This is a genomic window from Enterococcus sp. M190262 (genome assembly GCF_005843965.1).
In the GTDB taxonomy this organism is placed as follows: Bacteria; Bacillota; Bacilli; order Lactobacillales; family Enterococcaceae; genus Enterococcus_D; species Enterococcus_D gallinarum.
This window is the reverse complement of sequence record NZ_CP040461.1, coordinates 443430-467473: the sequence shown is the minus strand read 5'-3', so window position 1 is coordinate 467473 and position 24044 is coordinate 443430. Positions and strand designations below refer to the sequence as shown.

The 24044-nt window shown below is 40.3% G+C and carries 20 protein-coding genes; 19 read left to right on the top strand and 1 reads right to left on the bottom strand.

Translation table 11 applies throughout. The annotated features are described in order from the left end of the window. Nucleotides 1-209 precede the first annotated feature (209 nt). The 5 genes from FE005_RS02060 to FE005_RS02040 all read left to right on the top strand — a co-directional run bounded on the left by FE005_RS02060 (nt 210) and on the right by FE005_RS02040 (nt 7103). Complete coding sequence (locus FE005_RS02060) at nt 210-698, top strand: hypothetical protein (RefSeq protein WP_138371240.1); 489 nt, start codon at nt 210-212, stop codon at nt 696-698. Nucleotides 699-743: 45 nt separating this feature from the next. Beyond that, entirely contained in the window at nt 744-1292 is a 549-nt protein-coding gene (locus tag FE005_RS02055; RefSeq protein ID WP_138371239.1) for a GNAT family N-acetyltransferase, read from the top strand. A gap of 547 nt (nt 1293-1839) precedes the next feature. Further along, entirely contained in the window at nt 1840-4956 is a 3117-nt protein-coding gene (locus FE005_RS02050) for a MucBP domain-containing protein (protein WP_254696996.1), read from the top strand. A 365-nt stretch (nt 4957-5321) separates the two neighbouring features. Continuing rightward, nucleotides 5322-6188 (top strand): AraC family transcriptional regulator, encoded by an 867-nt coding sequence (locus tag FE005_RS02045; RefSeq protein WP_005470224.1) that lies wholly within the window; start codon nt 5322-5324, stop codon nt 6186-6188. 357 nt (nt 6189-6545) lie between these two features. Next, nucleotides 6546-7103 carry a hypothetical protein gene (locus FE005_RS02040; RefSeq protein WP_138371238.1) on the top strand — a complete coding sequence of 186 codons (558 nt, stop codon included), beginning with the start codon at nt 6546-6548 and terminating at the stop codon, nt 7101-7103. Between the two features lie 85 nt (nt 7104-7188). Here the strand turns inward: FE005_RS02040 and FE005_RS02035 are convergent, their stop codons facing one another. Next, nucleotides 7189-7662: a GNAT family N-acetyltransferase gene (locus FE005_RS02035; protein WP_138372182.1), complete on the bottom strand. Its 474-nt coding sequence runs from the start codon at nt 7660-7662 to the stop codon at nt 7189-7191. Nucleotides 7663-8142: 480 nt separating this feature from the next. Here FE005_RS02035 and FE005_RS02030 point away from each other — a divergent pair, with 480 nt between their 5' ends. The 14 genes from FE005_RS02030 (at nt 8143) to FE005_RS01965 (ending at nt 23250) form a co-directional block, all read left to right on the top strand. Next, complete coding sequence (locus tag FE005_RS02030) at nt 8143-9603, top strand: ATP-binding protein (RefSeq protein ID WP_138371237.1); 1461 nt, start codon at nt 8143-8145, stop codon at nt 9601-9603. 6 nt (nt 9604-9609) lie between these two features. After that, the gene (locus FE005_RS02025; protein ID WP_003128294.1) at nt 9610-10308 is read left to right on the top strand and encodes a response regulator transcription factor; all 699 of its coding nucleotides are present in this window, start codon (nt 9610-9612) and stop codon (nt 10306-10308) included. A gap of 303 nt (nt 10309-10611) precedes the next feature. After that, nucleotides 10612-10734, top strand: coding sequence for a teichoic acid D-Ala incorporation-associated protein DltX (locus tag FE005_RS02020; RefSeq protein ID WP_225585975.1), 123 nt, complete (start codon nt 10612-10614; stop codon nt 10732-10734). Between the two features lie 11 nt (nt 10735-10745). Beyond that, nucleotides 10746-12263 (top strand): D-alanine--poly(phosphoribitol) ligase subunit DltA, encoded by a 1518-nt coding sequence (gene dltA / locus FE005_RS02015; protein WP_113849206.1) that lies wholly within the window; start codon nt 10746-10748, stop codon nt 12261-12263. Next, a complete protein-coding gene (gene dltB / locus FE005_RS02010) occupies nt 12260-13459 on the top strand; it encodes a D-alanyl-lipoteichoic acid biosynthesis protein DltB (protein WP_081131892.1) in 1200 nt (399 codons plus the stop codon). Before dltA ends, dltB begins: the two co-directional genes overlap by 4 nt. Nucleotides 13460-13473: 14 nt before the next feature. Next, nucleotides 13474-13716, top strand: a complete 243-nt coding sequence (dltC, locus tag FE005_RS02005; RefSeq protein ID WP_081131893.1) for a D-alanine--poly(phosphoribitol) ligase subunit DltC — start codon at nt 13474-13476, stop codon at nt 13714-13716. Continuing rightward, nucleotides 13713-14987 carry a D-alanyl-lipoteichoic acid biosynthesis protein DltD gene (gene dltD, locus FE005_RS02000; protein WP_113849208.1) on the top strand — a complete coding sequence of 425 codons (1275 nt, stop codon included), beginning with the start codon at nt 13713-13715 and terminating at the stop codon, nt 14985-14987. Before dltC ends, dltD begins: the two co-directional genes overlap by 4 nt. A gap of 45 nt (nt 14988-15032) precedes the next feature. Then, on the top strand, nt 15033-16283 hold the full coding sequence (locus tag FE005_RS01995; protein WP_081131895.1) for a serine hydrolase: 1251 nt from the start codon (nt 15033-15035) through the stop codon (nt 16281-16283). 264 nt (nt 16284-16547) lie between these two features. Next, nucleotides 16548-17321, top strand: a complete 774-nt coding sequence (gene sufC, locus FE005_RS01990) for a Fe-S cluster assembly ATPase SufC (protein WP_003128303.1) — start codon at nt 16548-16550, stop codon at nt 17319-17321. A 13-nt stretch (nt 17322-17334) separates the two neighbouring features. Continuing rightward, the gene (sufD, locus tag FE005_RS01985) at nt 17335-18654 is read left to right on the top strand and encodes a Fe-S cluster assembly protein SufD (RefSeq protein WP_003128304.1); all 1320 of its coding nucleotides are present in this window, start codon (nt 17335-17337) and stop codon (nt 18652-18654) included. After that, the gene (locus FE005_RS01980; protein ID WP_103300112.1) at nt 18651-19895 is read left to right on the top strand and encodes a cysteine desulfurase; all 1245 of its coding nucleotides are present in this window, start codon (nt 18651-18653) and stop codon (nt 19893-19895) included. Before sufD ends, FE005_RS01980 begins: the two co-directional genes overlap by 4 nt. Next, nucleotides 19873-20361, top strand: a complete 489-nt coding sequence (gene sufU / locus FE005_RS01975; RefSeq protein ID WP_003128306.1) for a Fe-S cluster assembly sulfur transfer protein SufU — start codon at nt 19873-19875, stop codon at nt 20359-20361. The genes FE005_RS01980 and sufU overlap by 23 nt, the downstream gene beginning before the upstream one ends. Before the next feature lie 28 nt (nt 20362-20389). Further along, nucleotides 20390-21781, top strand: coding sequence for a Fe-S cluster assembly protein SufB (gene sufB, locus FE005_RS01970; RefSeq protein ID WP_005470231.1), 1392 nt, complete (start codon nt 20390-20392; stop codon nt 21779-21781). A gap of 716 nt (nt 21782-22497) precedes the next feature. Continuing rightward, nucleotides 22498-23250 carry a hypothetical protein gene (locus FE005_RS01965; protein WP_081131898.1) on the top strand — a complete coding sequence of 251 codons (753 nt, stop codon included), beginning with the start codon at nt 22498-22500 and terminating at the stop codon, nt 23248-23250. Nucleotides 23251-24044 lie beyond the last annotated feature (794 nt).

Below are 24044 nucleotides of genomic sequence, written 5' to 3'. Positions count from 1 at the left end.
TAGTTGAGAGATACAATGAATTGAGTTAACTGTAGGGTGGTGCAGAAACTAGTAAATTTGACTATAAAAGAAGTGGTATGTGATATGTAATGTAATATACAGTAGAGAAAACAATTACTATTCAGCCCGTCTGTTTTTCAACATTATTCTCGAAGCTTTTCTTGACGAAGCAAAAGAAAAACGCAACAATAGAGTAGGAGGTGGTACCGATGGACACAGAGGCCTTAGTGTTAGATTTACTCGTTCAGCAAAAACAAATGGAAGCGTTACAAAACTATTTAATGAAAACATCAATGGTTGAAGATGAAGCAAGCCAAACGTTTCTTTTTGACTTAAAGGATTATGTCGATAGTTTATCTTTAGTGACTATTTACGAAACGGCACCAACGATAGAAGAACGTCAAGCGGAAGAGATGTCGGCTATTCTGGGAGATCAGGCTCAAACACTTCGAGAGTTAATCCAGCAACTAGAAGAACTTGAAGATGCTGGGAAGAAGGATTTCTATGGTCAACAAGACGGTGAGTTGCGCCGAACGATTGCTGGGTTAAAAGGTATCCTCGAGTTAAATGGATTACTTTTACAAGATAATCTTACGTTTCAGAGAAAGTGGAAGGACACCGATGGTACAGTGGTAGTCAAAGAAACAGCGTCCGAAAAAAATGGCTTTTTTCAACGTTTGTTTGGTAAAAACAAGTAGCTTCAGTTTTATTTTTCAGCAGTTTGATGTTTGAAAAGGAGAAAGATGAAAAATCATATACAATTGAAATCAATCACCGAAGAAAACCTTTCTGCTCTTTGGTCGATCAGTTATGGTCCTAAAGCTGACTTAGAGTGGAAAAAGTGGGATGGACCTTATTTTCAGGACCCTATCCTAACCTGGGAAGAATTCAAAAATGGATTTGGCAAAAATTGTTTAAATAATCCATTACGGAAGGCTATTTATTATCAAGGAAGGCTTGTAGGAATCGCCACTGCATATTGGGAATATGGCAATCTGCATCAATGGCTTGAATTTGGTGTAGCAATCTATGATGCCACTTTATGGAATCATGGGGTCGGTAGTCATGCGATGCGTTTGTGGATCACATTCTTATTTGAACAAGAACCACTCATCCAACGGATCGGATATACGACTTGGTCAGGCAATCACCGGATGATGAAGGTTGGGGAAAAACTGGGCATGACGAAAGAAGCACAAATCCGTAGAGTTCGTTATTGGGAAGGACACTATTATGACTCAGTAAAATACGGTGTGCTACGAGAAGAATGGAACCAAAGAATGGGCAGGTAAGAAAAAAACTGCACTGTACCAATAAACGGGATTTTTTGTTCCGTCTGTTGGCATCGATAACAGATCTAACTGCTAAAACGTAAAAAATATCAATTTGTGGATCCAGCTGGGGATATTCCTTGCTGGTCTTTTTTTGTCGCCAACTGTTATTGATTGTCTTGCTCCACAATATTGAAAGACGAGGAAGCTAAGAAGCAGCTTTATTTCAGCTGATCAATTTACAATTTTAGATGCAATGCTTTTTTGAAAGTCATGGGAGAGTAAGCGTAGATACACTGATTTTTGTTTGAAGCAAAGTCAAAGCAGGTGCAGCTATTTTTTTTTGCTACCATTATTCCTAGAAATACTTTGGTCTACAGATACAGTAGTTATTAATTTTTAGCAAATGAAATGGCGTGATTGGGGTGTGAAAAGTGCGTAACGTTCGTGCTATATTTCACTAGTTAAGTTATAACTTTACTATTTTCCATTTTAGGATTATTATTATTAAAATGAGAATATGGTTAAAAAAAGAAAAGGTAATGATTAGCAAAAAAGGAGATCAAAAATGAAACGAAAAATATTTAGCTATGTATCTTTATTTGTCTTATTAAATTCACCACTGGCTACCCCCGTAGTGACAGTACTAGCAGCGGAGGGAAACGACTCTGTACAGTCTGACACCACCCAAGAAACTAGCAACGATTCAGTTGAGACTGTTACTGAATCTTCTACCTCTGAAAGTGTTACTTCTGATTCAAAGGAATCAAGTTCTGAGAGTGAAGCATCAACAACATCAACAGCATCAACAGTAGGTACAGAAGAATCATCGATTCCAGATACAAGTTCTGCCAAATCAAAGGAAAAATCAGCTAGAAGTTTGTTGCCATCAAATGCTCAACAGTTCGCAAATTCGTTGCCTGATAATCAAGCCAATACTGAGGATGTTTCTAGTTGGTTACCAGATCCTACATTACAGTCAATAGTGGCGAAGGCATTAGGAATCGAAGTATCAGAAATCACTAAAGAAAAAATCAGTAAAATGCAGACAATCTATATTTATTCGACTGATTCAGCTCTTGCTGATTTGTCCGGTTTGGAGTATGCCACAAGCCTGTCTTCCTTTTACATGAATGGAACCAATCAGATTTCTGATTTTTCGGTATTAACTAAGATAGATAGTTTAGTCTATGCTTATTTAATGGGAGCGAATGTTACAGATGACAATGTTCCTGATTTTGGGGACAATCTTACTCGATTGAACCTTTCTTCTGCTAATGTCACAGATGCTGTCTATCCGAAGATACTTGAAATGAAGAATTTAGAATCACTTACTTTTGAGTCGAATATGAATATTACTACGATTGCGCCATTGGCTGCATTGCCGAATTTAAAGGAATTACGGATTCAATTTTGTGCGGTCAGCGATTTCACCGTTATCAACAATTTTCCTGTCTTAGAAAATCTGGCGGCTTATGGGCAGAATACAGGAAGAAGTGATGGAGTGACTACGATATCTGCTAAGGAGCTAAATTATGATGCTGCAACGCAGTCATTTTTTGTCCCGTTTTCGATCATGCCCAATCGACTAACAAATTTTGATGGCTATGTTCCACCTTTTTCAACATCCAATAGTCAAAGCCAAACGTATTTTGACTTAAACGGGGTTCAACTCCCTTCTTCTCAGCTATCTATTACAGATCAAGGCGTCACTGTGTCTGATATAACCCCAGAAGAATTTGAAGGTATTCATACGATGAAATACAATTCACGTCTGAATAATCCAGCTGGGACATATGCACAACCAGATGGGTTTAGCTTCTACGCGATTTCTTCAGGTACCTATTTGCATCAATTTGCGATCAATCATCAAGAAGCAGCCGCAGATGTAACAGTAGAATATGTGGACACAGATGGAAATGAGATCCATGCACCACAAGTCATTTCAGGAAATGTTGGAGATGACTACGACGCTACGACGGATGTATACAAACTAACGATCAGTGGTTATACATTAGACACGAAACAATTACCAACTAATAGCACTGGAACAATGAGTGACCAAGCGCAAACCGTGACCTATGTATATGCGAAAGACCCTGTAAAAGCCGCAGATGTGACGGTAGAATATGTGGATACAGATGGAAATGAGATCCACGCACCACAAGTCATTACAGGAAATGTTGGGGATGACTACGACGCTACGACGGATGTATACAAACTAACGATCAATGGTTATACATTAGACACGAAACAGTTGCCAAATAATGGCACTGGAGTAATGAGTGATCAAGCGCAAACCGTGACCTATGTATACGCGAAAGACCCTGTGAAAGCGGCGGATGTGACAGTGAAATACGTGGACACAGATGGAAATGAGATCCATGCAGCACAAGTCATTTCAGGAAATGTTGGAGATGACTACGACGCTACGACAGATGTATACAAACTAACGATCAATGGTTATACATTAGACACGAAACAATTGCCAAATAATGGCATTGGAGTGATGAGTGATCAAGCGCAAACCGTGACTTATGTATACGCGAAAGACCCTGTGAAAGCGGCGGATGTGACAGTGAAATACGAGGATACAGATGGAAATGAGATCCACGCACCACAAGTCATTACAGGAAATGTTGGGGACGACTACGACGCTACGACGGATGTATACAAACTAATGATCAGTGGTTATACATTAGACACGAAACAGTTGCCAGATAATGGTACTGGAGTAATGAGTGATCAAGCCCAAACCGTGACCTATGTGTATACCAAAGATCCTGTGAAAGCGGCGGACGTGACGGTGAAATACGTGGACACAGATGGAACTGAGATCCACGCACCACAAATCATTACAGGAAATGTTGGAGATGACTACGACGCTACGACAGATGTATACAAACTAACGATCAGTGGTTATACATTAGACACGAAACAATTACCAACTAATAGCACTGGAACAATGAGTGACCAAGCGCAAACCGTGACCTATGTATATGCGAAAGACCCTGTAAAAGCCGCAGATGTGACGGTGAAATACGTGGACACAGATGGAAATGAGATCCACGCACCACAAATCATTACAGGAAATGTTGGAGATGACTACGACGCTACGACAGATGTATACAAACTAACGATCAGTGGTTATACATTAGACACGAAACAGTTGCCAAAGAATAGCACTGGAGTAATGAGTGATCAAGCGCAAACAGTGACATATGTGTATACGAAGAATTCGGATAAAGGCAAAGATTCAGAAAGAGCGGCAGCTGTGACAGTTGTCTATGTTGACAAAGACGGCAAAGAAATTCATGCAGCGAAAACCATTCAAGGAAATATCGGTGATCACTATGATGCTACTACGAAAGAATATCAGTTGTCGATCAATGGTTATCATCTAGATGAGAGCCAATTACCAGAAAATCGGATCGGAAAGCTAGGGAAAGAGCCGCAAACCATCACATATGTATATACAAAAGATGCTTCTCCAGCAAAAGCATCCACTTCAGAGCAAAAAAACAAGACATCAACATCTAAGAAAGAAAATACAAATTATCAAAAAGATTCAGAATCAAAAGCAAAATTACCACAAACCAATGACGTATCAAAAAGTTATTTAAACCTTATAGGAATTGGATTAGTCAGCTTTATTGGATTCTATTTAATAAAAAGACGAAAATAAAAGGTAGCAGTTCTTTTTGATTACGAGATGTCGATTCTTAAGTGGAGACAAGGATTGTTCATTAAGAAAGATCGATGAGTAAACGGCTAAATACCAAAACAAGGAGCCTATCTTCTTGTTTTGGTATTTTTGTGTGCGGTAGTCTTTAGGAATCAGTACATCGACAGCTCAAAAAAATAGATCTATTTACAAATACACTTTTTAAAACATAGAGAACGTTCATGCATTTAAAGGAATTTCTTGTTCTATGCTATACTTGGGGCATCAAAAAATACTTTTGACTAAAACCGATAAAACATGCAACGATAATACCGGGTGATGTTCTTTGAACTTTGTTATTGTGTAGGAGATGGGAGAGAAGACGAATGAATCCTTTAGAGAATATGAATCAGGCAATGGCCTATCTAGAAGAAAACTTGTTAGAAGAAATTGATTTTACACACATGGCTAAATTAGCTGGTTGTTCGGAATATCATTTTCGGCGGGTATTTTCCTATTTGGCGGGTATGTCTTTAAGCGAATATTTGCGATGCAGGAAATTGGTTTTGGCAGGAGACTTGTTGAAACAAGGAGCGAAAGTAATCGACACTGCAACGTTACTTGGTTATGATTCGTCGGATGCTTTTAGCAAAGCCTTTCGTGGGATGCATGGCATTTCTCCCTCACAAGCAAAACAGCTGGATGTTATTCTAAAAGCATTTCCACCAATGACTTTCCAGCTGACAATCAAAGGAGGTAACAAAATGGACTATCGGATCGTACACAATGAACCTTTTCAAATCGTCGGTTTCAAAAAAAGGATCACGCTGCAGTATCAGGGAGAGAATCCGCAAATGACATCACTGTATGAAAAGCTGACGCCAGAGCGCATTATGGAACTCAAAAATCTGGCAAATATCCAGCCGCGAGGAATTATCAGTGTGTCGGCAAATTTTGTCGAACGAGAAGTGGAAGGAACAGCGCTTGATCAGTATGTCGGTGTAGCAACTACCCAAAAAGCATCAGAACCTTATGATGTGTTACAAGTGGAAGAATCTGATTGGGCAGTCTTTACAGTAGTAGGACCATTTCCAGAAGCAGTTCAAGAAACTTGGGCGCGTATTTACAGCGAATGGCTGGCAATGTCTGATTATCAATTAACTGGAGGACCCGAACTTTTGTGGCATGAAAGTCCTGATTTGTCTAAACCTGATTGCAAAAGCGAGCTATGGATTCCAGTCAGTAAAAGCTGATGATTGACGAATCAAACGTCACGAAAGAACGTGCAAAGTGAGGAATCAAAACAAGCCAAAAGAAGCACAGAAAGTCATTTCTGTGCTTCTTTTGTATATTCATTGAATAGGAGTTTGAGAAGAATCCATGATGTGGAATTTGTGAGAATAAGACGAGTGATGGTGCAAGAAACTTTGGGCGAAGCCCATTGCTCAAAATAAGTAAGCTAAAAAAATATATTTAAAATAAAAAATGTTATTGTATGTTTGAGAAGTAAGAAGTAGACTATTCTTAATAGTAGACTACTCTTAATGATAGAGCGACGCCTTTTATAGACAAACGTTTTTGAACAAGTATGCCAGGGAGGAGCTGGGTAAATGGACAAGCAAACGAGTAATCAATCATGGTTTTATAGTACATTTTCAAATGACATCCCAAAAATGTTACTCGATGGAAAGCGGGTAGCAGCACTGATTGAAATTGACGCCAAGGAATATCCTCAAGGGTTTGTCAAATGTTCAGCTGGAACGCCTAATTGCAAATGTATCATTGGAGAAGATACGATTGACATAATCAAGTTGGGGGAAAACCATTGTTTGTTTATGAAAAAGCAGGAACAGGAACTATTTCACATAAGCAGAGCAGATTTGGAATATCTTTATTTAGAGATAAGAAGATTAGGATCTGCGACTAATGGGTACCATTTCTCATTTTTAGATTTGAAAAGCAAGATAAACCCGAACCCGCTAAAATTTGCTATCAATTCTTTGAAACCATTTTTGCTGCTGTGGAATCATCCAGCTTTTGCAGCAATTGAAAAAAGGGTAGACGATCGCTTAACTCCTTTACTAAATTGCAAGGATTCAGATAGGATCCCTGGCGAAATCAAAAGTAATAGAATCGATATTCCTTTAGTGACTGATCGAATAGAATAGAGACAGATTCAAATTAGTCCAAGTGTCAGGCAAAACCCGACTATCGAATTTTCATTGAAACAAGCAAAAAGACTGCGAAGAACCTTTAGAAAGGTTCTGTCGCAGTCGTTTTCTTGTATACCATAATCAGTTCACCATTTTCTGGATCTATGTGATGGGTATGCCTAAAGCCAAAAGCGGTATAAAACGAAAAGATCGTTTTGTTTTCTTTGTGGGCACTTAAATAGATTTTTTCCACTGGCCAATGGCAGAAAAGATAGTCTAGGAGCAACGGCATAAATTTCTTGCCTAAGCCTAATTTTTGCCAATGCTGATCGATCATCAAGCGATCCAACCAAATACTTTGTTCTTGTTCGTTATAGGCACCGACCATTGCAAAGCCGACAATGGTTTCTTCTTTGTACAAAGCAAGCGGGACCCAATGCAAAGAAGTATCATATGCAGCTTCCAGCAAGGAGGTGGTGTTGTCTTCAATAAAAGTACGTTGGGATTCTGATACTTTTAAGGCAGCAACTGTACGCCAAGTAGACTGGGACACTTCTTCAATTCTGACTGTCATAGTGTATGTCCTTTCTTCCATTTTTTTTAGTATAACGAAAGCTGTCTCAAAGAACAAATACAGTTGCCGCAATTAGCAGCTAGTCTTGCGTTAGGGGGAGAAGCCGGGCTGTCCTTTTCGTATTTAATTTACTTTTTAGCAATAGTTTACTTTTTGTTTACTATTTCCTGTTACTATAGTATTGGCTCAGTTTTTATTATTCTGATAATCAAATTTTATTTTCTTTATTTAAAAAGGTAAGAAATCGGATCATTGCGTGTGCAAGGCAGAAAGAATTCACTCTTTCACAACTGACTGAATGCATCGGTTGAAGTACCTATAAGTATGGGCTAAAATCGAAAAAAATAGACAGCACCTCCTTTCAATAAGAGGCGGACTACGTCGTGAAAACAGGCGATCCCAATTTTTTCAAAGAGAACACTTTAAATGATGGCTGCATAACTATGTTGAATCATCGCTATCAAAGAGAAGAGGAAAAGAATGACTATCAAGCAGCGTTTATTTATATCGCATATATTGATGATTATTGTCCCAGTTTTATTGAGCTTATTAGCTTCAGTGATTGCTTTTTTAATGGTCTGGCGTTATTTCTGGGGGCTAGATGAAGGAGTCATGATCAAGAATACCGAATTTCGTGCCCAGTATGCGACGGTTGAAAGTCTGGTGATCAAATGGGATACGGAGAAGACGACAGATGCAGAAGTAGTCGCCGACATGCAACATTTCAAAAAGACCAATCATAGCAAAAATATTGCATTGCTGGTTTATCGCGGCGATAAGCTAATTTCGTCTGTAGGGGAAGTAACAGATCAAAAAATGAAAGAAACTGCTCTTAAAGAAGAGGGAGAACATAGTTACTTAAAAGATCAAACCTTTCTTACGACATTTGATACCAGCAACTACAAGATTATCTTGATCAATTCAAATTATTACAATGATTTATATTATCAAGATCCATTATGGGATCGCGATTACAAAGCGATGTTGTCTCGGATCATCGTGTTAGTCGTGATTTTGATTTTGTCGATTATTTTTATTACTAGCCGTGTTCTGACGCGATATCTCACAAGAAGTATTACCGATCCTTTGGAATTATTGACTGTAGGTTTCTATAAAATCAGAGAAGGAGATCTGCAATATCAGATCCAGTATACGAAGCAAGATGAATTTTTACCGGTCTCAAAAGACTTCAACGGTATGGCACGTCAGCTGAAAGAAATGATGGATAATCAAAACAAACTGGAAACCAATCGTCGAGAATTGATCGCGGGTATTTCCCATGATCTGCGAACCCCACTGACTTCGATCAAAGCCTATGTCGAAGGACTAGAGAAGGGGATCGCTAATACACCTGCCATGCGGACCAAATATTTTACGATTGTAAAAAAGAAGATCGATGATTTGGACCAAGTGATTGCACAGCTTTTCTTGTTTTCTAAGTTGGATACCGGTGAATTTCCTTTCAATCTAGTGACAACTACTAGTAAAAAACTGATCGATGAATACATCGGCTTTATCCAGCAGGAATACGAATTGAACGGATTGACGATTCTATTGGAACCGACGGATCAAAACGTTTCGCTAGAAGTGGATCCAGTTCAGTTTCGTACAGTCTTAACAAATCTATTTGAAAATGCCCGCAAGTATGTGGATCGCAACGATAAACAAGTGGTCGTCTCTTATGAAGTAGTTGAGGAACAGTTTATCTTGTCGATCATTGATAACGGCAGCGGTGTTTCGGAAGAGAATTTGGAAGACTTGTTTGAACTTTTCTATCGCGATGACCGCTCAAGAACCAACCCGAGCAAAGGCAATGGCTTAGGCTTAGCGATTTCGAAGAAAATCATTGAAGGATTCAATGGAACGATTCAAGCGTATAACCATCCAGCAGGGGGATTAGCGATCGTTATCACCCTCCCAGTTAAATCAAAAAGGAAGTGATCGAAGTTGAGTGTACGAGTATTAATTATTGAAGACGATGAAGATATTTCAATGATCGAAAAAGATTTTTTAGAAATGGAAGGGTATGAAGTCCATATCGTTAACGACGGTTGTGTGGGCTATCATGAAGCATTGACGGAGAAATACCAATTGATCTTATTAGATGTGATGCTGCCAGGAATGGATGGACATGAGATTTGTCGAAACATTCGCGATAAAGTCGATATTCCAATCATTATGGTCACGGCCAAGTCAGAAGAATTAGAAAAGCTGCGAGGTTTAGGTATAGGTGCGGATGATTATATTTCGAAACCTTTTTCGCCAACCGAACTTGTCGCTCGGGTCAAAGCGAACATTGCACAATACAATCGGATCAAGCGCGGACAACAGACAGAAACTGTATCTAGTGAAATCGAATTAGGCGGTATCCGAATCAATTCACAAACGCATCGGGTTTACGTGGATGGAATCGAAGTTGACTGCAAACATCGAGAGTATGAGTTATTGCTCTTTTTGATGGAAAATCCAGAGATCGTCTTCAGCAAAGAACAACTCTATGAAAAAATCTGGGGGATGGAAGCACTAGGCAACATCCGAACCGTCGCCGTCCATATCAATCGTTTAAGAGAAAAAGTCGAGGAAGATCCCACCAATCCACAATATATTCAAACCGTCTGGGGAGCAGGGTATCGCTTTAAGGCGTAACATTGCAGCAAAGTGGTTAGTTGCTGCCAAAAAATATAGCAGCAAGAATCTTTTTTCAGCATAGGTGCTGTTTAAAGAGATTCTTGCTTTTTTTATGAAGAGATGACAATTTTGTTCGTGAAAGCCATTTTGTATTACAAAAATGTAAGCAGATTAAAAAAAAACTAATAAATGAAATAAAAAGTTTATCGCCAGTTTATAAATTGTTTAACATTTCAAGGTCAATTATTTACTCCTTCATTCTAGAATCAATATAGCAAGAAAAGGAGGGATTTGGTGAAACAACGAATCAAAAATGAACATGTGCGTCAAGCACTCTTCTTTGCAGGCAAAACCCTTTTTTATTTCTGTATCATTTTGATGCTGATTTATCTTTATCATTATAAAAACGTGCAAGGTGGCACCTTTATCTATAATGAATTTTAGGAGGAATGTTCATGAACGTGGTAAATATTGTGCAAGCCATTGAAGAATGGGCACAAAAGGATCCAGAGAGGATTGCCTACCGAGAAGATGACCTAACATATACTTATGGACAATTAGCAGCTCGATCCGACCAATTAGCTGCCTATCTCGAGGAAACTCTGGAAACTCGCGGACCGATCGTGGTTTATGGCGAGTTAGAATTTGACATGCTAACAGCCTTTTTGGCAGCTTCCAAAACAGGTCGGGCATATATTCCGATTGAAAGTACCACGCCAAAAGAGCGTATTGAATTGATCCTCTCTGTGGCTACGCCAGATTTGATCATTAGCGTAGCTGACTGGCAAGGTCCGGAAACAATGATTCCAATGCTAGAAATAAATCAATTGGAAGAAATCTATCAAAGTGGGCGCAATTTAGGCACTACAAAAGTACTAGGGAAGGATGATATTTACTACATCATCTTCACATCAGGAACGACCGGCATCCCTAAAGGAGTTCAGATTAGTCATGGAAATTTATTGAGTTTCGTGCAATGGACATTGAAGGATTTTTCTTTACGCGAAGGGATGCATTATTTGGCACAGGCACCGTATTCCTTTGATCTCTCTGTCATGGGGTTATATCCAGCATTGACTTCTGGCGGCTGTTTGGTGCCTTTAAAAAAGGCGGTCATTAATGACTTCAAAACATTGTTTGGAACCTTGCCGCAATTGGCTATCAATGTTTGGATCTCGACACCTTCATTTATGAAACTATGTTTGATGGAAGAGACCTTTGACGGGATGCACGTTCCTCAGTTGGAACGTTTCTTATTCTGTGGGGAAGAACTACCAAAAAAAACCGCTCACGCACTGCTGGAACGTTTTCCAAATGCAAAAATCTACAATACCTATGGACCTACTGAAGCGACTGTTGCCGTATCCGGAGTGCAAATCACTGAAGAATTACTGGAGCAATATGATCGAGTGCCAATTGGGTATGTGAAAGAAGATTCGACGGTTTTCTTTATGGAAGAAGATCAACTAGTTCCTAAAGGGCAAGTAGGTGAGATCATCATTAGTGGTCCTAGCGTGTCAAAAGGGTATCTGAACAATCCCGAGAAAACAAAAGAGGCATTTTTTGTCCATGAAGGGCAACCAGCGTATCGAACCGGCGATAGTGGCAGAATGACGGAAGATGGTTTGTTGCATTATGAAGGGCGTCTTGATTTTCAAGTGAAGTTCCATGGGTATCGAATGGAATTAGAAGAGATCGACCATCATTTAAGCAATAGTTCGTGGGTCAAACAAGCCGTCGTAGTCCCTAAATATCAAGAAAAGAAAGTGGAACAGCTGATTGCTTATGTCGTTCCCGAAACGCACCCCTTCGAGAAAGAGTTCCAACTGACAAAAGCCATCAAATCTTCACTGAGTGAAACAGTGATGGAGTATATGATTCCGCAGCGATTTATCTATGTTGAGCAGTTGCCTCATACGGCAAATGGCAAAATCGACCGCAAATGGCTGACAAATGAGGTGAATCCTTCATGAACCTGCAGCATATGATTCCTTATGCAAATCCCACCTATTTCATTTGGCTAATGGTAGGATTGCTTCCGATGATGCTTGTGCTGCTGTTCAAACAAAAGCGTTGGCAATGGTATCAAACGTTACTCACACTAGCGGTATTGTACGTAAGTTTTGGTGGTGAATATTGGCAACAGGGGCTAGCGCTGATCGGATACGTCGTGTATCAGACATTACTCGTCTATGGCTATTATCAGCATCGCCAACGAGCAAATACTTCAGGCGTCTTTTATGGTGCAGTGGTAGCAGCGATTTTACCATTGGCATTGAGCAAAGTCACCCCTTTCTTTGTTGGACATGCCTCATTGATTTATTTCTTGGGTATCTCTTATCTGACCTTTAAATCAGTGCAAATGATCATGGAGATACGGGATGGACTGATCAAAGAATACCATCCTTGGCGTTATATCCAGTTTCTACTATACTTTCCAACGATTTCTTCGGGTCCGATCGATCGGTATCGCCGCTTTGAGAAGGATCTGCTGAATCCGCCGACAAAAGAAGTGTATCTCGATTATTTAAACAAAGGAGTCGCCAAAATCATGCTAGGGCTCCTGTATAAGTTCATTCTTGGTTATTATCTCGGTCAAGTATTACTGCCGATCGTAACCAAAGAAGCTCTGCAAAATGGCTTGTTCTCTTGGGGGATGCTGGGTTATATGTATGTTTATAGTATGTATCTGTTCTTTGATTTTGCTGGCTATAGTTTGTTTGCGATTGGTGTCAGCAACTTCATGGGTTATGATACACCAGCTAACTTCAATAAACCTTTTCTGGCGCCTAATATCAAAGAATTCTGGAATCGTTGGCACATGAGTCTGTCTTTTTGGTTCCGAGACTATGTGTACATGCGTTTAATGTTCACACTGATCAAGAAGAAAGTTTTCAAAAGCCGTATCGTCGCATCCAATGTCGGCTATTTTGCCCTCTTTTTGTTAATGGGCATTTGGCATGGACTTACCTGGTATTACATTTTATACGGGGTATATCATGCGACATTGATTTGCGGAAATGATGCGTGGATCCGTTGGAAGAAAAAACAAGGAAATCTGCCATCGAACAACCTAACCAAAGCGGTGTCCACTGTATTGACCTTCCAAGCAGTTTGCTTTAGTTTTCTGATTTTCTCAGGAATCTTGGACAAATTATTCGTTAAATAAAAGGAGAAAAGAATATGACAACCAAAGAAGCAGTATTAGACATTTTAGAATCAGTTACAGGAAGTGATGAAGTAAAAGAAAACGAAACAATCGATCTTTTTGATGAAGGATTATTAGATTCATTAGGATCTGTTCAATTGCTGGTTGAACTAGAAGGGCAGTTAGGAATTGAATTTCCCGTATCGGAATTTGACCGGGCAGAGTGGAATACACCAGCAAAAATCATTGAGAAAGTCGACACGCTGCAAAGCCGATGATGAAAAAACGACTACTCACGGCTTTTGGACCGCTTCTTTGTGCGGGGATTCTTGTCGGGGTACTCTTCCTTGGCCCTTGGAAGATCAATAGCCACGATCCGAAAGTCATCGCTCAAGCGGCGACGGCAATGAATGATGCGGTGTTTCGCGGGGATCGTATCAAAAATGAGGCAATAGCAACAGGAAAATATGTCCCATTTTTTGGCTCATCCGAACTAAACCGTGTGAGTGCCACCCATCCTTCCGTATTGGCGCAGAAATATCAACGTTCTTATACGCCATTTTTGATTGGTGCACCTGGCACCCAGTCGCTGACCCAGTACGCCATCATTCAATCAATGGCGAAAGAATTAGCAGGGAAAAAAGCAGTCTTCATCGTTTCCCCTCAATGGTTCGTTCCTAAAGGGTTGAAAGGAGACTATTTCAACCATCATTATTCCGAACAGCATGTGTACGATTGGCTCTCTTCGTTAAAGAAAGTCTCTGACACCGATCAATACTATGCCGAACGTCTCTTAGACTATTCGAAAGTGAAAGAAAATAGCTTGACGGAACAAGTCTTGAATGAAGTGAAATCCGGTAAGATACCGACTGATTGGCAGAAAAAACAGATTGATCTGCAACGATCTATTTTGAAACGGGAAGATGAGCTTTTTAGTGGTCTTGGGTTGGGGCACAACTTGACTGACAAAATCACTGCTGCTGCAAAGAAATTACCTTCTACCTATAATCTCGCTCAAATAGAACAAGTAGCCGATAATGAAGGAAAAGCAGAAACGACTAATAATTCTTTAGGGATCAAGAATTCTTTTTACCAACATAATCTGCAAAGCCGCATAGATAAAATGAAAGGCTCTCAAAAGAAATGGGATTATCGTTTTGGACCAGAATATAGCGACTTTCAACTAGTACTGACAGAATTTGCTCGCAACAATGTGGATGTCTTATTTGTGATTCCGCCCATCAATCAGAAGTGGATGGATTATACCGGCTTGCCGCAAGAGGTGTTGTCCGGTTTTGACCAAAAGATTCGCTACCAGTTAAGAAGCCAGGGCTTCATGAATATCGCTGATTTATCAACGAAGGGCAATCAACCCTATTTCATGGAAGATACGATTCACTTAGGCTGGCGTGGCTGGTTGGCAGCAGATGAATACATTCAGCCATTCTTGGATTCCAAGGTCAAAGAAAAACCGTTGTATGAAATCAACCATTATTTTCTCTCCAAAAATTGGCAGCAAGAAGCACCAAAAGATATTCAGGGGAAATGAAAAAGGAGGACTGTTGGAGAATAGGAATGCTGGAGGCTTCATTCAATGAGTAGACATACGAAAAGACATGCAAAAAGACGCTCAAAAAGAAACGTTCAAAAACTATTGCTTGGGATTGATATCCTGGTAATCATTTGTGGTCTCATTGGCATCTACTACTTGTTTTTGCCAACGGAACCAACGGCTGCTTCTGATCATTCCAGTGAGCAAGTCGCACATTCCAGTACTGCCAGCAGCTCCTCCTCCAAAAAGGAGCAACCCGCAAACAAGAAACAGGACTTGTTGGATGCGGGGAACTATGACAATCTCATTAGTGACCAAGAAGTCGTCACAGCCGAAGGAGCCAGCTACGATCAGAAAATTCTTTCCAGTGGTTTTATTGGAAGTGCATTGGTTGTAAAAAACGGGAAAGTCCTGCTGCACAAAGGGTACGGATATGCTGACAAAGCAGCTGATGTCAAAAACACCCCGACAACATTATTCAATATTGGCTCGATGCAAAAAGGATTGACGGCGGTCTTGATCATGCGGGCAATTAAGGAAGGGAAACTATCCTTGACGGATACATTAGCGCGCTTTTATCCGTATATTCCAGGCGCTGCCAAGATTACGATTCAGCAAATGCTGCAGATGGCTTCCGGACTCAAACTTTCAGAAAATCCGCAAGGACTGGAAGACGTGCAACAGATCCTCGACTGGGATGCCACCCATGCTGTCTTATCCGGAACCCAAGGAACATTCAAATATAGTCCCATCAACTACAATTTACTGGCAGGTATTTTGACAAAAGTATCAGGAAAAAGTTATGATGCGTTGTTAACGGATTTTTTTATCAATAAGAATGGGTTGAAACAATCTTTCTTGTATAAAGCCTTTTTACAGCAGGATCATCCTACGGTCAATTACAAAACGGATGGCGAAGCAGATCCTTACGGGAACCCTAACAATATTTCCTCAGCCAACTTGGCAGCTGAGGTAGGAACTGGAAATCTCTATATGTCAGTTGGCGACTTGTATCGCTATTATGATTTATTATTGAATGGGAAACTGCTGGATAAAGCTTCACTGAAGCAAATGTGGCAACCAGCCGCTGGCGGGTCCTATGCCGCAGGTTTTTATGACAAAGGGACTTATTTTCGGGCTCATGGTGGTAAAGGAGGATTCGAATCGTTTGGGTTGTTTTCTAAAGACAACAAAACCAGCGTGATCCTACTATCCAATCGTGGACGTAAAAGCGACACAGAATTAATGAATCAACTCTATCATCCGCTTGCAAATGTTGATGCTTCTTTTTGATTGCGTCATTTTGCTCGTGCAAGCTTAGAGTTTTCAAGTAGGACACCCTCTGTTCCTAAAGACAAAAGCACATGCTTTCGTCGGGGCTGAGGGTGTCTTTTTTTAGTTTCTTTCAAAGGGGATCCTCACAGCAGTTTGTAATGATTCCAATGTATCTCTAGGGGCTAGATTAGAAGAATTTTAAAAAAAGTAGGCAATTGCGTTTGAACTTCATTCTCAATTAGTCTAAAATAGTGAGAAAGAAAAGATACTGGAGGGAACAGAATGTCAGTTTTAGAAATCAAAAACCTGCATGTCCAAATTGAAGATAAAAAGATCTTAAAAGGTGTTGATCTTGTTTTAAAAACCGGTGAGATCCATGCCATCATGGGACCTAATGGGACAGGAAAATCTACCTTATCTGCGGCAATTATGGGAAACCCGAATTATGAAGTCACTGAAGGAGAAATCTTGTTCGATGGGGAAAATGTGCTGGAAATGGAAGTGGATGAGCGAGCACGTTTAGGTTTGTTCTTGGCGATGCAATACCCTAGTGAAATTCCAGGAATCACAAATGCTGAATTCATGCGAGCTGCTATCAACGCTAAACGGGATGAAGAGGACAAAATCTCTGTCATGGATTTTCTAAAGAAATTAGATCAAAAAATGGATCTATTGAACATGCCAGAAGAAATGGCAGAACGCTATTTGAATGAAGGTTTCTCTGGCGGGGAAAAGAAACGGAACGAAATCTTGCAATTATTGATGCTAGAACCAACATTTGCGATTTTAGATGAAATCGACTCTGGATTAGACATTGATGCCTTGAAAGTCGTCGCTAAAGGGGTCAATGAAATGCGCGGGGAAGGCTTTGGCGCGCTCATCATTACACACTATCAACGGTTGTTGAATTATATCACTCCTGACGTGGTACATATCATGATGGAAGGTCGCGTGGTAATGACGGGATCTGCTGATTTAGCGAAACGCCTGGAAGCTGAAGGCTATGCTGGAATCAGTAAAGAATTAGGGATCGACTACAAAGAAGAAGAAGCATAAGGAGGCAAGGCAAATGGCAAAATTACAGGATTATCTTGACCAAGTCAACGTGTTTTCAGCGTTGAAAGAAGAACCTGAATGGATGTTGGAACTCCGCCAAGCAGCCCTTGCAAAAGTGGATGAACTCCCGTTTCCAAAAATTGAACGGGTCCGTTATGAACGCTGGCCTTTGTTTAATATCAATGAAGCAGCACTTGTCGGTGAACAAGAATTCTCTGGCGTGATTGATCCAGCGGCAGCAGGATTGGGGGCAGTTCCATCCTTTGATGCAATGGATAGCCATCCAACGGTTGTTCAGTTTGATGAAACAACGGTCTTTGAACAATTACCGCAACATCTAGTGGATCAAGGTGTCATTTTTACGGACTTGTTTACCGCAATGAGAGAAGTACCGGAACTCGTCAATCAATACTATATGACTAAAGCAGTCCCAATGGATGAAGACAAAATGACTGCGGCCCATGCGGCATTTATGAATAGTGGTTTATTTTTATATGTACCCAAGAATGTCATCATTGAAGAACCACTAGAAGCAATCTTCTATCATAATGGCAATAGCCAAGCGCATTTCTTCAAGCATGTCTTGATCGTAGCAGATGAGCACAGTGAATTCAGCTACTTGGAACGTTTCCAAACCAAAGGGGATCAAGCCAAAAAGCTATCTGGAAATATCGTTGTAGAAGTGATCGCCAAAGCAGGGGCTAAAGTCAAATTCTCAGCTATTGATCAATTGGGGGTCAATATCACTACCTATATGAATCGACGAGGCTATGTCTTACGAGATGCTATGGTTGATTGGGCGATTGGTGTCATGAATGACGGCGATGTGATTGCTGACTTTGATTCAGACCTCGTTGGCGAAGGCGCCCATTCTGAAGTAAAAGCTGTTGCTATCAGTGCCGGTCGGCAAACACAAGGGATCGATACGCGAGTGACAAATAAAGCACCACATTCGATCGGCCACATTTTGCAACATGGTGTCATTAGAGAACGCGGCGTCTTGACCTTCAACGGTATCGGACATATTTTAAAAGGAGCCAAAGGTGCCGATGCCCAACAAGAAAGTCGGGTCTTGATGTTGTCTGACCAAGCTCGTGGCGATGCCAATCCGATTCTATTGATTGACGAACATGAAGTTACGGCAGGACATGCTGCCAGTGTGGGTCGTGTCGATCCAGAAGAAATGTACTACTTGATGAGTCGCGGCTTGCGCAAGGAAGAAGCAGAACGCTTAGTGATTCGCGGATTTCTGGGATCTGTCTTAACGGCCATTCCTGTGAAAGAAGTGCAACAAGAACTGGTGGCTGTTATTGAAGGGAAGTTACTTGCATGATCGATGCCCAAAAAGTGAAACAAGCGTTTCCTATCTTGGATCAAATCGTCAATGATGAGCCATTAGTCTATCTTGATAATGCTGCCACCACCCAAAAGCCGGAAGCCGTTTTGAAGACGATCGCTGCCTATTATCATCAAGACAATGCCAACGTTCACCGCGGCGTTCATACATTGGCGGAACGGGCGACCCATTCTTATGAAGCCGCGCGGGAAAAAGTTCGCCATTTTATTCAGGCCAAAGAAACCGCCGAAGTGTTGTTCACTCGTGGTACGACGACAAGCCTGAATTGGGTAGCCCGCAGTTTTGGGGATCAATTTGTCAATGAAGGTGATGAGATCGTGATCTCTTACATGGAGCACCATTCCAATATCATCCCATGGCAACAACTGGCAAAACGCAAGAAAGCGATTCTGAAATATATCCAATTGACGCCAGAAGGTATCCTTGACATGGATGATGCACGTCAACAGATCACGGATAAAACAGCGGTGGTTGCCATTGCTCATGTCTCAAATGTTCTTGGTGTGATCAATCCAATTGCTGAGTTAACGCAACTAGCCCATCAACACCAAGCCGTGATAGTAGTAGATGGCGCCCAAGCAGTTCCCCATATGTCAGTTGATGTCCAAGCATTAGATTGTGACTTCTATGCTTTTTCTGGTCATAAAATGTGCGGCCCGACCGGCATTGGTGTCTTATATGGCAAACGTTATTGGTTAGATCAGATGGAGCCAGTGGAATTTGGCGGCGAAATGATTGATTTCGTTCATCTTCAAGAAAGCACGTGGAAAGAATTGCCATGGAAGTTTGAAGCAGGTACCCCAAACATAGCTGGCGCCATCGGGCTAGGGGCAGCGGTAGATTACTTGAGTGAACTTGGGTTAGCGGCCATCCATCAACACGAGGCTGAACTGGTCGCTTATGTTTTGCCAAAATTGCAAGCCATTGATGGACTGACGATTTATGGTCCACAAGAAGCAGCCAAACGAACAGGTGTCATCGCTTTTAACATCGACGGGATTCATCCCCATGATGTAGCGACTGCATTAGACATGGAAGGTGTCGCTGTCCGTGCCGGTCATCATTGTGCACAACCCCTCTTAAACTATTTGCACGTACCGGCGACTGCACGTGCCAGCTTTTACCTGTATAATACAAGAGAGGACGCCGATCGATTGGTTGACGCCATCAAGTTAACAAAGGAGTTTTTCCAACATGGCATTAACGAAATTAGATAATTTATACCGACAAGTCATATTAGATCATTCCAGTCACCCCCATCATCGCGGAACACTGGGAGATTCTACCTATAAAGTCGAATTGAATAATCCCACTTGTGGCGATGTGATTCATTTAGAACTCGCCGTTGAAGGGGAGACCATCAAAGACGTGGCATTTACCGGTGAAGGCTGTTCTATCAGCACTGCCAGTGCTTCAATGATGGGAGATGCAGTGATCGGCAAAACATTGACCGAAGCTGGAGAATTGTCAGGTTTATTTTCTGAATTGGTCCAAGGTCATACTGTTTCTGACAGTGACCGTCTAGGTGATGCTTCAATGCTAGGAGGAGTGGCTAAGTTTCCCGCGCGGATCAAATGTGCCACCCTTGCATGGAAAGCATTGGAAAAAGCGATCGCCGACGATACCCAACAATCAGATGTGGAACACAGACACTCGGAAACCGATGAGCATCAAGTAGAGTAGATTGCAGCAAAACAAAGGAGTGAGAACCATGGGTGTACCCGAATTAGAAGAATATAAATTTGGCTTCCACGATGACGTGCAGCCCGTATTTAGTACCGGTGAAGGCTTGACCGAAGACATCGTCCGTGAAATCTCACGGGTCAAACAAGAACCAGAATGGATGTTGGAATTCCGATTGAAGTCATTAGAAGCCTTCAACAAAATGCCCATGCAAAACTGGGGACCGGATCTGTCCGACATCGATTTCGATGCCATCAAATATTATCAAAAACCTAGCGACAGCCCAGCTCGAGACTGGGATGATGTACCAGAAAAAATCAAAGAAACCTTTGAACGAATCGGAATTCCCGAAGCAGAACGTGCCTATTTAGCCGGGGCTTCGGCACAGTATGAATCAGAAGTCGTTTACCATAACATGAAAGAAGAGTTTGAAAAGTTAGGCATCATCTTTACCGATACCGATTCAGCCTTGAAAGAATACCCAGAGATCTTCAAGCAATACTTTTCAAAATTAGTACCGCCAACCGATAACAAATTGGCTGCACTGAACTCAGCTGTTTGGTCCGGTGGAACCTTTATCTATGTACCAAAAGGCGTCCGCGTTGACGTACCGCTGCAAACCTATTTCCGGATCAATGCCGAAAACACCGGTCAGTTCGAACGAACATTGATTATCGTTGATGAAGGTGCCAGCGTCCACTATGTGGAAGGCTGTACCGCACCAACCTATTCCAGTAATAGTTTGCATGCAGCTATCGTCGAAATTTTCACCTTGAAAGATGCCTACTGCCGTTATACAACCATCCAAAACTGGTCCGACAATGTCTATAACCTCGTAACCAAACGAGCAAAAGCATTGGAAGGCGCCACAGTCGAATGGATCGACGGCAACTTAGGTGCCAAAACAACCATGAAATATCCAAGCGTCTATCTCGATGGCAAAGGTGCCCGCGGTACGATGCTCTCCATTGCATTTGCCGGTGCGAACCAAATCCAAGATACAGGTGCTAAAATGATCCACAACGCACCAAACACTTCCAGCTCCATCGTCTCGAAATCTATTTCAAAAGACGGCGGCGCCGTAAACTATCGTGGACAAGTCACCTTCGGCAAGAAGAGCGCAGGCTCTATCTCTCACATCGAATGTGACACTATCATCATGGATGATCTATCGAAATCCGATACCATTCCATTCAATGAAATCCACAACAGCCAAGTGTCATTAGAACACGAAGCAAAAGTCTCAAAAATCTCAGAAGAACAACTCTACTACCTCATGAGCCGCGGCCTATCCGAAAGCGAAGCTACCGAAATGATCGTCATGGGCTTCGTCGAACCATTCACCAAAGAACTACCAATGGAATACGCCGTCGAGCTAAACCGATTGATAAGTTATGAGATGGAAGGCAGTGTGGGGTAAATCTGCTGTATTAGCTAGAATCCTTGATTTTTGAGGATTCTAGATTTTTTGTTTGCCTAAGTAAGGTGGTGTTTGTGAGAAGTTTAAAACTCGAGAATTGCACAAACTTTTCAGCTCTTTTTATTTCTTAAAAATAACCTAATAATAAATATTCGAGGTCATTTTCAAATCTTTATGGATAATCTATTTACTGGCTCCTTTGATTGGAATTAAGCTAGAAGTAACAGGTTTGCGTGATCGATACATTGTATACTGTTGAGTGTTAATATAACCATGCCGAGTTTTGATTTTTCAGAAGAAAAGTTGATGAGTAAAAAAAGAATGCTAAAAAAGCCCAAATTCTACTTAAAAAAGAAACCAAAATGTAGACGGACTCAGTTAAGTTGTTTGATAGTGAGAAAAAATTTGGGGTTATTGCTAGCAATGATAAAGATATATTCAATTAATTGTTAGAAATTATTATTGTTAGTGGCTTCAAAAAAGTGATAGAGTTAACTAAAGAATGGGCATTAAGAGCTAAGGCTATAAACACAATAGTTATTTCAGAATAATAGTTTGAGGATTCTGCATATTGATAGATTTTCCTAATTTAGTACAAATGGGAACTTTGTATTTGAGATAGGTAAAGCCAAGTTTAAATCGATATTTGGAAGCATTACTTTTAACAAGTGCTATTTATTATTGTTGAGAGTTGATATAATTAAGCGAGGTGAATTATGAAAAAAAGTGAAAAATTATACTATCAATTAATAGTATTAGTATTAATTAGTCCGATATTTTTATATATCTTGTTGCAGTTGTTTCGATGGGGAATCCATCATCATAATTTACAATTTCTAATAATAGGTTCCGTTGATGGATGGATAAGCTACTTTGGTATTGTGGTGGGATCGCTTATAACAATTTTTACTGTCATAGATGCGATAGAAAGGGATAAGGATTCTAGACTCAAAGATAAAATTAAAGCTGCGCAGCCATATTTATTTGTAAATCCAACCATGGATAACGATGGGGGTATAAAGCAAAAATTTTTTAAGAAGAAGGATGATGTACCTGTTTACCCATTAAATTTTGATATCTCGAATCTCTCGAACAATGCAGCAAAAGATCTGAAATTAAAATCAACGACTATTTCGGAAATTCGTATGTTAGATAATGGTGATCTCACTTATTTTGATATCAGTGATAATGTTGACGGCATTCAATGTATGTTTGTACCACTAGATAAAGACAATAAGTTCATTCCGCCAGATGGACATGACTGTTATGTAATGAACTGCTTTGTAAATAGTGACGAATGTACCAGTACAGGGATTTTAGTTGAGTTAATATTGGAGTATAGTGATATTTTTGACTTGGCAACCTACTCCCATAAGTTTGAAATAGAGCTTAATTTAGGTTTCTTCTTCAACGGAGATTTGACGTTCACTTTGGATTCATCAAAAAATACGATTGTCAAGGTTGAATGAATGGTTAAACATACAAAAAATCTATTAAGTGAACAACCATCCCGTTATAAATGAAAAAGTAGAAACTGTGTGAAGTGTAGTGATGATTTATTTAGAAGTCTGGGAGTATGTGCGAAATCTGAATTGGATCAGTCACACTAGACTAAACAGAAAAAATGAGGTATATAGAATATAAGGAAACATACTTGGAGGAATATCAAGTGACAAATTTTTGAGTCAGTTCGTACGGGAAAGCATCGAACTGAAATTTATTAGAGAGTATTAATTAACACCATTTACTTTCAATATTAAAAGCAAGAAGTTTATCAAAAAGTAGTTGCACTTCCAAGGGATTGAGCTCAATTATTTAAGACTTTCTAGTAATTGAGGCTTTCTTCTGATAAGAAAGATGATTTTTAAAGTCTATTAATTGAAAAATGATAAAGAAAAGCCAATACCTTTACATCTCTTTTAAATAACACGAATAATTCTAAAATGTATTTCCGAGCAGTGTAAAGCTAGAAAGAAAATAAAATTTTTTCAAATAATTTTTTTAATGTGAAATTAATAAATTTCCTTTTCGGATGACTGCAGGGAAGAACGATAGTTTGATAGTTTATCGACAAATGTCTGTTTCAATCATTAACAAAGATTATTTTAAAATGATCTTCATACGAGTGGTTTCACAGTGTTTTAAGATCGATTAAACCCAATATAAAAACAGCTTTGTTTTACACAAAATCTACTGAATTCTTGATTTTTATTCGTATAACGTACTTATACTTTTCTAATCGTATTAAAAAATCATGAGGCAA